15 protein-coding genes are annotated in these 12,060 nt (G+C 57.5%); 12 read left to right on the top strand and 3 right to left on the bottom strand.

The features are described from left to right. Positions 1 to 26: 26 nt before the first annotated feature. On the bottom strand, positions 27 to 407 hold the full coding sequence (locus TX24_RS28885; protein ID WP_082628895.1) for a MerR family transcriptional regulator: 381 nt from the start codon (positions 405 to 407) through the stop codon (positions 27 to 29). After that, positions 346 to 990 carry an NAD(P)H-dependent oxidoreductase gene (locus TX24_RS28890; protein ID WP_057711952.1) on the bottom strand — a complete coding sequence of 215 codons (645 nt, stop codon included), beginning with the start codon at positions 988 to 990 and terminating at the stop codon, positions 346 to 348. The genes TX24_RS28885 and TX24_RS28890 overlap by 62 nt, the downstream gene beginning before the upstream one ends. A 172-nt stretch (positions 991 to 1,162) precedes the next feature. Between TX24_RS28890 and TX24_RS28895 the strand changes: the two genes are divergently transcribed. The 11 genes from TX24_RS28895 (at position 1,163) to TX24_RS28945 (ending at position 10,435) form a co-directional block, all read left to right on the top strand. Next, the gene (locus TX24_RS28895) at positions 1,163 to 2,194 is read left to right on the top strand and encodes a PDDEXK nuclease domain-containing protein (protein ID WP_047711873.1); all 1,032 of its coding nucleotides are present in this window, start codon (positions 1,163 to 1,165) and stop codon (positions 2,192 to 2,194) included. Between the two features lie 228 nt (positions 2,195 to 2,422). Next, positions 2,423 to 3,004: a YjfI family protein gene (locus TX24_RS28900; protein ID WP_032895109.1), complete on the top strand. Its 582-nt coding sequence runs from the start codon at positions 2,423 to 2,425 to the stop codon at positions 3,002 to 3,004. Between the two features lie 17 nt (positions 3,005 to 3,021). Then, positions 3,022 to 3,720, top strand: coding sequence for a PspA/IM30 family protein (locus TX24_RS28905; RefSeq protein ID WP_014720114.1), 699 nt, complete (start codon positions 3,022 to 3,024; stop codon positions 3,718 to 3,720). Between the two features lie 186 nt (positions 3,721 to 3,906). Beyond that, positions 3,907 to 4,467: a rhomboid family intramembrane serine protease gene (locus tag TX24_RS28910; protein WP_044269027.1), complete on the top strand. Its 561-nt coding sequence runs from the start codon at positions 3,907 to 3,909 to the stop codon at positions 4,465 to 4,467. A 72-nt stretch (positions 4,468 to 4,539) separates the two neighbouring features. Continuing rightward, a complete protein-coding gene (locus tag TX24_RS28915; RefSeq protein ID WP_057711953.1) occupies positions 4,540 to 5,574 on the top strand; it encodes an ion channel in 1,035 nt (344 codons plus the stop codon). Then, on the top strand, positions 5,561 to 6,235 hold the full coding sequence (locus TX24_RS28920; protein WP_057711954.1) for a DUF2491 family protein: 675 nt from the start codon (positions 5,561 to 5,563) through the stop codon (positions 6,233 to 6,235). The genes TX24_RS28915 and TX24_RS28920 overlap by 14 nt, the downstream gene beginning before the upstream one ends. A gap of 15 nt (positions 6,236 to 6,250) precedes the next feature. Continuing rightward, positions 6,251 to 6,679, top strand: a complete 429-nt coding sequence (locus TX24_RS28925) for a DUF350 domain-containing protein (RefSeq protein ID WP_003194539.1) — start codon at positions 6,251 to 6,253, stop codon at positions 6,677 to 6,679. An 18-nt stretch (positions 6,680 to 6,697) separates the two neighbouring features. Further along, on the top strand, positions 6,698 to 7,408 hold the full coding sequence (locus TX24_RS28930) for a DUF1190 domain-containing protein (RefSeq protein WP_034126869.1): 711 nt from the start codon (positions 6,698 to 6,700) through the stop codon (positions 7,406 to 7,408). Positions 7,409 to 7,419: 11 nt separating this feature from the next. After that, positions 7,420 to 8,577: a glutathionylspermidine synthase family protein gene (locus TX24_RS28935; protein WP_057711955.1), complete on the top strand. Its 1,158-nt coding sequence runs from the start codon at positions 7,420 to 7,422 to the stop codon at positions 8,575 to 8,577. Between the two features lie 180 nt (positions 8,578 to 8,757). Further along, positions 8,758 to 9,522: a type IV toxin-antitoxin system AbiEi family antitoxin gene (locus TX24_RS28940; RefSeq protein ID WP_057711956.1), complete on the top strand. Its 765-nt coding sequence runs from the start codon at positions 8,758 to 8,760 to the stop codon at positions 9,520 to 9,522. Then, positions 9,512 to 10,435, top strand: a complete 924-nt coding sequence (locus TX24_RS28945) for a nucleotidyl transferase AbiEii/AbiGii toxin family protein (RefSeq protein ID WP_057711957.1) — start codon at positions 9,512 to 9,514, stop codon at positions 10,433 to 10,435. Before TX24_RS28940 ends, TX24_RS28945 begins: the two co-directional genes overlap by 11 nt. Before the next feature lie 56 nt (positions 10,436 to 10,491). Here the strand turns inward: TX24_RS28945 and ycaC are convergent, their stop codons facing one another. Beyond that, positions 10,492 to 11,124, bottom strand: coding sequence for an isochorismate family cysteine hydrolase YcaC (gene ycaC / locus TX24_RS28950; RefSeq protein ID WP_044269011.1), 633 nt, complete (start codon positions 11,122 to 11,124; stop codon positions 10,492 to 10,494). 510 nt (positions 11,125 to 11,634) lie between these two features. Between ycaC and TX24_RS28955 the strand changes: the two genes are divergently transcribed. Then, positions 11,635 to 11,871, top strand: a complete 237-nt coding sequence (locus TX24_RS28955; protein ID WP_057711958.1) for a hypothetical protein — start codon at positions 11,635 to 11,637, stop codon at positions 11,869 to 11,871. Positions 11,872 to 12,060 lie beyond the last annotated feature (189 nt).

The following is a 12,060-nucleotide window of genomic DNA, read 5'->3' on the forward strand; positions in this document are numbered from 1 at the left end:
GCGTTAACCCATACATAAAGGCCACTTCAAATCGCGAAGCTACTGATTGACGAGCAGTCCCCTTGAGCGCCTTTGAGTTGGGTTTCGAACGCAATCAGCCCAGCCTGCATCCGTCGCAATACGGCGATTTGCGCGGCCAGCGTGCGCTTCTTGTCGGCGATGGCTTGTTCAGCCTTGTCCCAAGGAAGCGCATCACCCTCGTACCCCAGCAAAATCTCCTGCAATTCCTTGAGCTTGAACCCCAGCTGTTGCGCGCACTTTATAAACATCAGCCGCTCGACATTCTGCTCGGTATAAACGCGATAACCGCCCTGACGCGCAGGCGCGGGCATCAGCCCGATCGCCTCATAGTGACGAACCGCCTTGATGGTTGTGCCGGACAATTGCGCGGCTTTGCCGATGTACATGAAAACTCCCTTTTTCAAATAGTGCGCTGGCCTGTTTCAGCCACTTGGCCCGCTGCGTCAGCGTAGAGCCCAGTACCGGCCCCAACAGCAGTGTCTTGCTCGTCGTGATGCCACAGAGCGCCAGTGTGGTACGACGCATCTGGTGGATGGCCGGCATGCGATAAACCCAGCGGTAATACCACGGCGGCGTATCGAGGGTCACTAACAAGTGCGCGGTTCGGCCCTTTAACAGCTTGTCTGGGAATGCCTTGCCTGCGCGGTATTTGAAGGCAAAGCCGGGGAGGAAAACGCGGTCGATAAAGCCCTTCATCAGAGCCGGGACTCCGCCCCACCAGACAGGGAAAACCCACGCCAGGTGCTCGGCCCAAAGGATGTCGGATTGGGCACTGAGCAAGTCGGGTTCCAGTGTCTGAGCCTTGGTATAACCATGATTAAGGGTGGGGTCGAAGCTGAGATCACCCAGGCGCAGGACGCGGACTTCGTGGCCGGCCGTTTTAGCGGCGTGGATATAAGTGTGCGCGAGAGCGGAACAAAAACTATCGGCGGACGGGTGGCCAAGAATGACCAGAATGCGCTGACTCATGGTGATAGGTCCTGAAAAGAGCATTCAGGGTAGGGGTTGCCGTATAGGGGAGAGTCAAGGGCCAGCAGGACCTTTCTGTGAGGTACGCAGGACCCTTCCTGAAGTGCTCATGAACGCTTGTGACAGTAGTGTGGGCTGGCTAGCCTGCCGAAAACACCAGAGTAAAAAAGGCATGAGCGAAACTTCTATCGGGTTGATCGCGCCTCCTGAGGGCTACGGCGATTGGCTGACAGACCTCAAGGGCCGTATCCATCAGGCGCAACAGCGTGCGTCAATTGCCGTTAATCGTGAGCTGGTGCTGCTCTACTGGCAGATCGGGCACGATATTTTGATGCGTCAGCACGCTCAAGGTTGGGGTAGCAAAGTGATCGACCGCCTTGCGCAAGATCTGCGGGCGGCCTTTCCTGACATCAAGGGCTTTTCGCCGCGCAATTTGAAGTACATGCGTGCTTTTGCTGAGGCCTGGCCGGATTCGGAATTTGTGCAACAGGCTGCTGCACAATTGCCTTGGGGCCACAACGTGGTGCTGCTCGATAAGCTTCCCGGCCCCGAAACTCGTCGTTGGTACATCATTCAGGCCGTTAAACATAACTGGTCGCGCAACACACTGGTGATGCACATTGAAAACCGCCTGCTGGAGCGCAGTGGCAAGGCCGTCAGCAACTTCGAAAGCCATCTGCCCAAAGCGCAATCCGACCTGGCGCGCGAATCCCTCAAAGACCCGTACCGCTTTGATTTCCTCAGCCTGGGGCTGAATGCGCAAGAGCGCGAGATCGAAAAAGCCCTGATCAAGCACGTCACTGACTTCTTGTTGGAGTTGGGCGCAGGTTTTGCCTTCGTTGGCCGGCAAGTGCTGCTGAATGTAGGCGGCGATGAGTTCTTCATCGACCTGTTGTTCTATCACCTCAAGCTACGTTGCTATGTGGTGATAGAACTCAAGGCGGGCAAATTCAAACCCGAGCACCTGGGCAAACTGAGCTTCTATCTCGCGGCGGTGGATGCCGAGATAAAGCACCCACAGGATGGCCCGACTATCGGCCTCTTGTTGTGCAAGGGTAAAAATGAAGTGGTGGCTGAATATGCACTGCGCGATAACAACCGACCTATTGGTGTGGCGCAATATCAACTGATGGAGTCTTTGCCAGCCGAACTGCAATCGAGCTTGCCTAGCATCGAGCAAATCGAGCGAGAGTTGGCGGGGTAGGCTGGCCCTTTTCGGTGGCTGAAAAATGTAAGGAAAAATCTCACGCGTGAGCTATTGAGTACCTTGCGGATTGCCTGTAGATTTTCTCACGCGTGAGTTTTTCACAGCGAGGTCAGTACCATGAACAGCAGCTCTCCATCGAGCCCATCAGTAGGGCCCGATACCGATTCAGCAAGCCTCAAGGGAGAGCGCTTGAAGCCGTCCGCAAAAAAGCCGTCGAGCTTTTACATGAAGCAGATGCGTGCGGGGCTGGCGGCGGCCGGTTATGTGAAACACGAGACTTGGGTGCTTCCCGAAAACCGAAGCCTGCTCAAGCAAATGGAGAAACAGCTACGCCAACCGATCCTGGCTGGCTCATTCATGTCGGAGAATTTCATGAGCGCAGGTACCAACTGGAATATCGATCGCCTCTTCAGTGCTCTTCAGGCCCTGGATGACGTGACGTCCAATGACATTACGCTTTCTCTCGTCCAAGGCTCCGAGTCCAGCATCAAGCTTGAGATGAACGACTTTGGTGGCTTGCCGATTTACATCGCGGTGGTGGGCGAGCAAATCATTGTGGATACCGTCCTGGTTGACGCTGAGTCCATCAACGACGTGCCGGCCTTCAACGACGCGGTGCTGCGCAGCCGGGAGATGTTCCCGTTGTCGTCCATCGGCATCGAGTCCATGCCGAACGGGCAGGTGGTCTACAACATGTTCGGTGCACTCAGCTCCGACTCCAGCCTGACCAACATCGTGACCGAGGTGAAAACCCTGGTTGATAACGTGCAGCGCGCCAGCGAAGCCTTCGAACGTTTCTTCATTTAATTATTCGGGAAAATCCAATGACTCAGTCCATCTGGAGCAAATTGTTCACCGCGTTGCGTGGCGGCGCCAGCGAAGTCGGCGAATCGATCGTCGACCAACAGGCCCTGCGCATCCTTGACCAGGAAATTCGCGATGCAGACAGCGCCTTGGCCAACGCCAAGCGTGAGCTGGTGAGCATCATGGCCAAGCACAAACTGGCGGCTGATCGCGTTGGCGAGTACGACGCCAAGATCAAAGACCTGGAATCCAAGGCGATGGCCGCTATCCAGGCCAACCGTGAAGACCTCGCCCTGGAAGTGGCCGAAGCCATTTCGACCCTGACCAACGAGCGGGACGTAGAGCAAAAGCAGACCACCGAGTTCGGTGGGTACGCTGAAAGCATGCGCAAAGACATCACCAAGGCCGAGAGCCGCATCAAAAGCCTGCGCCAGCAAGTGGACATGGCCAAGGCTCGCGACAGCGTGCAAAAAGCACAGGTCAGCGCCTCCATTGCCAGCGGCGGTGCCAACGGCAAGCTGGAAACCGCGGTTGGTACGCTCAATCGCTTGCAGGCCAAACAGCAGCAACGTGCCGCTGAGCTGCAAGCCCAGGATGAACTGGCTGAAGCATCCACAGGAACCGACCTGGAACGCAAACTGCGCGATGCCGGTATCACGCCGAACGAAGGCAGTGCCAATGCGATTCTGGAGCGTTTGAAGCAAAAGTCGGCTGAGTAATAAAGGCAAGTCCAGGCAGCGCAGACCAAAGTGGGGCTTGCTCGCGAAAGCGGTGGGGCAGTCACTGTCAATGTTGACTGAGCTGGCGCCTTCGCGAGCAAGTCGAATCGTCGCACCGCCGCTCCCACAGGGGGGGCGGTGTTTCACTGAGCGGCATTGGGCACTTCTTTTCATGTTGAGGTCAGGATGAACGCCTTGAACGGTTTCAAGACAATCGCAGGCCTGGCCCTCTTCATGGTCGCGCTGCAACTGCTCAATGTGGCGACCGGTTACAGCCTCATGGCGTTCGGGCTGATCCCGAGAACGGTGCAGGGCCTGTTCGGTATCCTCACCTCACCGTTTTTGCATGCCTCCTTCGCCCACCTGAGCGCCAACCTGATTGCTTTTTTGGTCTTGGGCTCTTTGGTCATGATCGAAGGGGTCAGCCGGTTCATTGCCGTCAGTGCCATCGTCATTCTGCTGGGCGGCTTGTTGGTCTGGCTGTTTGGTTTTTCAGGCGTACACGTCGGCGCCAGCGGTTGGGTGTTCGGGCTATGGGCCTACCTGCTCTCTCGCGCCTGGTTCCACAGAAGCTGGGGCAACCTGCTAACAGCCGCTGTCGTCGCTTTGCTATATGGCGGCCTGATCGTGGGCTTCCTCCCCCGGCAGGGCATTTCCTTCGAAGGGCATCTGTTTGGCGCGCTCGCTGGATTTATTGCAGCCAAGGTACTTCTATCCAGGCCGCGCAGCGGGTTTAATGCCGGGTGAACGCACTTGAGCATCCAGAAGCCGAGGCGATGCTGTCGTCAGGATTCAAGTACCCAGGGAGCCAGGGGCTAAATGTCGATTTTCCTTTTGTTACGCATGTACGCCTCGTCGCTCTTTCACCGCTTCGGTTGGGCAGGCCTGATCGTTGCCTTGGGTATCCACCTGAGCACGGCTTACCTGGGCCTTGTGTTGCTGGGCGAACAACACCTCACCGCTCCCGCCACGTTTATCTACTTCTATCTCACCACCACACTTACCGTCGGCTATGGCGACCTCGCACCGCAGACCTCGGCGGGGCGAATTTTCGTGGCGGCCTGGGTCATGCTCGGGGGCATTGCGCTGCTCACGGCAGCCATCGGCAAAACCACCAGCAGTGTTATCGATGCATGGAGAAAAGGCATGAAGGGCAAAGGTGATTTCACCGGCAAGGTCGGCCATACCGTGCTGATCGGCTGGGAGGGCGCGTCCAGCGAGCGGGTGATTGAGTTGTTGCTGCAAGACGAAACCTCCAACGACAACTTGATCGTGATCTGCGATTGCAGCCTTGAAGAAAACCCGATGCCGGGCAAAGCAGCGTTCATCCGCGGCGAGAGCCTGTCTTCCACCGCGCTGTTGCTGCGTGCCGGTGTGCCCGGTGCCGAGCGTGTGCTGGTGCGAACCCCGTCTGATGACCTGACGCTGGCCACCGTGCTGGCGGTGAACCAACTAAGCCCCGTCGGGCATGTGGTCGCCCACTTCAACGAAAGTGAAATCGCCGCACTCGCCAGCTCCTACGCCCCGCGGCTGGAATGCACGTCCAGCATGGCAATCGAAATGCTGGTGCGCGCCTCTCAGGATCCGGGCTCGTCGGTGGTGATCAATGAATTGCTGTGCGTGGGGCAGGGCGCCACCCAGTACCTGATGAAATTACCCGACGCCTTTGAGGCAACCTTCGGCGAGCTGTACACGCAGATGAAGGAACGCCACAACGCCACCCTCATCGGCTATCGCGCCCAAGGTGTTCAGCAGGCGTCGATCAACCCGCCCAATGCCACACAGGTCAAAGGCGGCGAACTCTTCTACATCGCTTCCACCCGACTTAAGGAAATCTCCCATGGGATGGCTTAAACAGTTGATGGGACTTGAGGCCCCAAAAGCCACTACCGACTCGAACCGGGCCGTCAGCCCAAGCCTGCCAGCCACCGGCCCGCTGGGCCTGGCACCGGGCAAGGGGGTGATGTTCGACACCACCCTGAAACTGCTGCTCGATGAAAAAACCAACGTGGTGGTCCCCGGTTCCCAGGAAATCTGGAGCAACGGCACCATCGACCTCGGCCAGTCCACCTGGCTGTCGCGCTATTACATGAACGACGAAGATTATTGGCTGCAGGTGCACACCACCGGCCAGATCGCAGGCCAGGTCGCGTCGGTGATTCTGTTCAACTACCTCAGTTACGTCACCATCAGCAGTGAAGCAGAACTGCGCAGGCTGGCGGGCCCACAGAGCCTGATCGGGCTGCCGACTTACACCCACGACGGCGTCGAGTTCTTCCGTGAGTGGGGCAGCGAGGACGGCCAGACCGAACTGGTGGCGATGAGCGAGCAGGTCACCAGCCCAGAAGCCACCTACAGCGTCGAGCACCGTTCGATGCTATACGCCCGCGACACCGGCCTGACCGACCGTCGAGAGTTCCTGCTGTTCTCCGTCGAAGAAGATGCCGAAGGCACCATCAGCCTGAGCACATCCCTGGGCATTTCGCTGTACACCACCGACCTGACTACGCTCTAAAAAAGGAAGCCGTCCATGCTAGAAGCACTCTCCATCTCCCTTAACAAAGCTGCCGTGCTCGGCTTTGTCCTCTATATCCTGGGGGCTGCGGTACTGTTCGCGCTGTTCCAGTTCATCTACACCCGCATCACTCCGCACAAGGAGTTCGAACTGATCCGTGCGGGCAACACCTCCGCAGCGGTCGCCCTGGGCGGTGCCATCGTCGGTTTCGCCATTCCGGCCAGCAACGTGATTGCCTACTCGATCAACGTTCTCGACTTCATCGTCTGGGCCGTGATCGCCGCCGTCGTCCAGCTGCTGGCGTTCCTGCTGACCAGCCTGGTGCTCAAAGGCACGTCCGAGCGCATCAAGAAGGGCGAACTGGCGGCCGGTATCTACGTGGCCGCGGTGGCCATCAGCGTCGGCATGCTGAATGCCGCGTGCATGACGCCCACCTCGAACTGATTGCCCACGGAGCTCCCGATGAAACGAAGCAAGTACGTCCAGCTGTCGCTGGCAGCGTCGGTCGCCATGGCGATATCCGGCTGTGGCCCAACGGAAAAAACCTACGACCTGCAAAAGAAGTACAACTTCCAATCGGTACAGCAATGCGCCGATGAAAAACTTCCGGTAGACGTCTGCTCGGACGCCTACATGACCGCCATGGCCGAGCATCGCCGCATAGCGCCGGTGTACGACAGCCAGGCCGACTGCGACGCCGACTTTGTTGCCGACTGGTGCCAGCAAGACTCCACCGGCAAATTCATCCCGCGCTTGGGCGGTTTCGAACTGACCGCCGAAGGCCAGGTGACCCAATCCCAGGTCGACGCTGCCAATGCGCAAGCGGCCAACGCTCAGGCCAGCGGCGGCGGCTCAGGCTTCTCTACCAGCAGCCTGCTGACCGGCCTGCTGATCGGCAACATGCTGAGCAACAACCGCAACAGCTACCGCTCGGAGCCGGTGTACCGCTATCGCGATGATCGCGGCAATTACGGCAACTCGACGCTCAACCAACGCGTGTCAAATGGCGCGACCTTTGGCCGTTCCAACCAGGCCCGGTACGGCAGCAGCAATTACACCAACACGCTGCGCTCTTCCCCTAAGTCGAGCTCGGTTTCATCGGCCACCTCCCGGGGCGGCTTCGGCAGCAAAGCCAGCGCACGCAGTGGCTGGGGCGGCGGGTCGAGCAGCTAAGGAAACCGGCCATGAAGAAGATCCAATGCGCAGAGCGTCATGACTGGAAACATACCGCCGAGAGTCTTGGCTTCCTGTTCCATACCATCGACGACGAACCTTACTGGGACGAAAGCGCGTACTACCAGTTCACGCTCAAGCAAATCGAGCGCGACCTCGAAGACCCGACCACCGAGCTCCATGATATGTGCATGGACCTCGTCGCCCGCGTGGTCCACAGCGAAGAACTGCTTGAACGCCTGAGCATCCCCGCGCCTTTCTACGACATGATCCGAACCTCATGGCTCGAAGGTCACCCGCACCTGTACGGGCGCATGGACTTCTCCTACAACGGCAGCGGGCCCGCCAAGCTGCTGGAGCTCAACTACGACACCCCCACCAGCCTCTACGAAGCCGCGGCATTTCAGTGGGGCTGGCTGGAACAATGCATCGAACGCGGCCTGCTGCCCAAGCACGCCGACCAGTTCAATAGCATCGACACCAAGCTGCACCAGGCCTTCGCGCAGTTGCAGGTCAACCAGCCGTTCTACTTCGCCTCGATGAAAGACTCGATCGAAGACAAAGGCACCACCGACTACCTGCGTCTGGTCGCCGAAAAGGTCGGCATCGAATCCCGCCACATCGACATCGAAGACATCGGCCTGACCAGCGAAGGCCGCTTCGTCGATCTTGAAGATCGCTGGATCCCCCACCTGTTCAAACTGCATGCCTGGGAGTTCATCTTCCACGAACCCTTTGGTGCGGCGATTGCCCAGAGCGACACACAGTTCTTCGAGCCCGCGTGGAAATCCATTATTTCCAACAAAGGCATCCTGCCGCTGCTGTGGGAATTCAACAAAGGCCACCCCAACCTGCTCGCGTCCCACCTGGACACCGACCCAGGTAAAGCCGTGCCAAAAGGCTGGGTGCGCAAACCTTTCTTCTCACGGGAAGGCGCCAACATCGAACTGCAAACCGCCGACGGCCTGACTGTAAAAGAAGACGGCCCCTACACGGATGCGCCCTTCATCCTTCAAGAGTTCGCACCGCTGCCAAAATTTGGTGACAGCTACACGCTGATCGGCTCCTGGGTCATTGGCGACCAGGCCGCCGGCATCGGCGTGCGCGAGGACAATAGCTTGATCACCAAGGACTCAAGCCGGTTTCTGCCGCACTTGATCCTGGATTAAGGAAGTTGATCGTTCCCACGCTCCGCGTGGTAACGCATCCACTGACGCTCCGCGTCACCGCGCCCTGGTATTGACGTACCCATTCACGGCTGCAATCAAAGCTTCGCAAGAATAGTCATGCCCAGCATTCTCGTGGTTTAATATTTTTTATATAAATACCCTTATAGGGTGATATTTATCATGAAAATAAACCATCTTCTCGCTGAATGGCCGTCGGGCTCCATTGCCACCCAAGCGTGGCTGCACGAACACGGCGTTGGGCCGAGCCTCATTCAAAAGTATCAGCACACGGGTTGGGTAGAGCGTGTGGGGCATGGTGCGTGGAAACGCAGCGGCGACGATCTTGACTGGCACGGCGGTGTCTTCGCACTGCAACAAGACGCAACGGTGCAGATTTGGCCGGGTGGTGCGACGGCGTTGAGCCTGGCCGGTTACAGCCACTACCTGACCTTCGGAAAGCAGACAGTCGATCTATTCGGCGCATCAGAAGCTCTTCTGCCAGGCTGGTTTCGCAAGCACGAATGGGAGGCCCAGGTAAATTTCTACCGAGGTGCGCTCTTTGCGGGGCTGGAAGATATGGCGTTACAAGTTTTCCAAGTGCCGTACCGCCAATTTGCGCTAAAAATCTCCACCCCGGAGCGTGCGGTGCTTGAGCTTATCCATCAAAGCGACGATGAAATGCTGTTCAGCGGTGTGGCCGATGTATTGAGCGGTCTGGCCACACTCAGCCCCAAACGCCTGCAAAAACTGCTTGAAGCGTGCAACTCGATCCGCGTCAAACGTGTGTTCCTGTTGCTGGCACGTAACGCGAACCATGCGTGGTATAGGCGAATAGATCGTTCCAGCATCGACATGGGTAAGGGCAAGCGGCAAATCATCCGGGGCGGTCGACTCGATAAAGAGTTCCTCATTACCGTTCCGGAGCGTTTTGCCAATGCCACTTGATCCACGTTATGCCGCTCAGGTTCGTCTGCTGGTGCAGGTCATTCCTTACGTAGCGGCAGAACGATGTTTCGCACTAAAAGGGGGGACCGCCATTAACCTGTTTGTGCGGGACTTACCTCGGTTGTCGGTAGATATAGACCTGGCGTATCTGCCCAACTCTGCCCGCCAGCAGGCATTGGCCGACGTTCGTCAGGCGTTGGAGCGCATTGCCGGTGCCATAGCACGAGCCCTCCCTTCGAGCATCGCGACCGTTCAAGCAAATCGAGACGATGAGCTTCGGATTCTCGTAAGAAACGCTCACGCCCAAATTAAAATTGAAGTTTCGCCAGTGCTGCGCGGGACTGCCCTGCAGCCGCTGGAACGTGACGTAGTGCCGTTGGTCGAGGATGAGTTTGGTTTCGCCTCGATAGCGGTGGTGTCCTTGCCCGACCTCTACGGCGGTAAAATTTGCGCTGCACTGGATCGGCAACACCCAAGAGACCTTTTCGATCTGATGTTGATGCTTCGAGAAGAAGGGCTGACACGCGAAATTTTTGAGGGCTTCTTGGTGTATTTGATCAGTCATGGGCGGCCTATGGCTGAGCTGCTTGCTCCACGATGGAAGCCACTGGCGGATATATTTCAGGCTGAATTTGCTGGCATGACACGAACGCCGGTCACTCTTGAAGAATTAGAGGTAACCAGAGAGGCTTTGCTGACCGCGATCCAGCAACAATTCTGCGAGCAGGATGCCGCCTTTCTGATTTCGCTAAAACAAGGAGAGCCTGACTGGGCGAAGTTGAGTTTGCCTGGGATCGAAGAGTTGCCTGCCGTGCAATGGAAGCTGCATAACGTCAGGCGGATATCTACTGCGAAGCGAGTAGACGCTGTGGCGAAGCTGGAGGCGGTGGTTGGGCAATTGCTGGCCGGGTAAGCCGTGGAATGAAAAAGCCTGCTTTTCAAAGCAGGCTTGTCATACAGCGTGGTGACTTACTTAGAATGGGCAGTCAGCGCTGCATACCCATTCATCAAATTGCGATAGTTAGGAATCCGCTGGGACAACAGATTCCCCAGCCCTTCGATGTCGTTGCGCCAGTCGCGGTGCAACTCACACGCCACCGAGAACCAGTTCATCAACTGTGCACCGGCCTGCGTCATCCGGCTCCACGCCGCTTGCTGCACGGTGGTATTGAACGTGCCCGATGCATCCGTCACCACAAACACCTCAAAGCCTTCTGCCAGCGCCGACAAGGTCGGGAACGCCACACACACATCCGTTACTACACCGGCAATGATGATCTGCTTACGCCCGGTGGCCTTGATCGCTTTGACGAAATCCTCGTTGTCCCAGGCATTGATCTGACCGGGGCGAGCGATATACGGCGCGTCCGGGAACATTTCCTTCAACTCCGGCACCAGCGGGCCGTTAGGGCCTTGCTCGAAACTGGTGGTGAGGATGGTCGGCAAGTTGAAGAACTTGGCCAGGTCAGCCAGGGCCAGCACGTTGTTCTTGAACTCGTTGGGGGAGAAGTCCTGCACCAGGGAGATCAGGCCGGTCTGGTGGTCGACCAGCAGAACAATGGCGTCGTCTTTGTTCAAGCGGTTGTAGGTTGCAGTGCTCATGGTTGAATCCTTTTTTGTTTAGGTTGGTTGGGCGTTGCGTTCAACATGGGCACAGATTAATGGGTGGGTGACGAGGGATAAATCGGGTGGGAGGCGTCTTACTGTCAACTTAAAGTGGACAATGGTTGGCGCCCGATTTCAGGCCTCCGGGTTGCTGTGCAGAACAGGAGTGAAATGCCTGATTTTGAGTAGCCAGCAGGTCCGATCCCTTTCATTTGCAGGACGTTTCCTAGAGAATCCCAACCGCTTGCGCCAGTGGAATTGGGTGACTAGGCTGCTGACCGTCACTGCTAATTCAGTGATCGGGTTTAGTCGCCCGGACCTCGCTAGGCGCACGCGCCATCCCAAAGACAGGTGTCTTCTCGCCTGCACTTTATGGTGGCTGTGCGCAGGGCACCCTCGGGTGCGCCGGTGCCTAGCGGCCGGTCGACTAACCTGCGTACAGCCGCCACCTCTGCTCGTTTAGTCGCGAAAGGACGGTGGTAGTCACTTACTGCTAGGAGTTTTGCTATGGATAACGTTCGTTCAGATACGCTGTCGTCACACCCGACCAACCCATTTACGGTCAATGAAGAACTGAGCTTCGAGGATGCCTGGGTGCAGGTGGCTGAGCTGCTGCATTGTGCGCTGGCTACGTCGCAGGTGATCGGCGAGTCAGTGGCTGCGCCACAGAGGGCGGTAATGCATTTGGTGGAGATGGCGAAGATGGTGGCGGATAGGGCTGTGGAGTGTTTGCAGCCTAAATGACGCGTATTAAAGGGTGGGTAGGATACCTGCCCGCTTTTGTTGACGATTCAATTGTCCAGCAGCCCCCCTCTGGCAGGATAGTTGTCACCCTCCAGTTTTCCCCAGATAGGCGGTAAAGGACACCGATGTGGCCCGTTATTCCCATGAGCGAAAAGAAGCCGTGCTGAGCAAGTTGTTGCCGCCTTAGAA

The organism is Pseudomonas lactis (assembly GCF_001439845.1).
Lineage (GTDB): Bacteria > Pseudomonadota > Gammaproteobacteria > Pseudomonadales > Pseudomonadaceae > Aquipseudomonas > Aquipseudomonas lactis.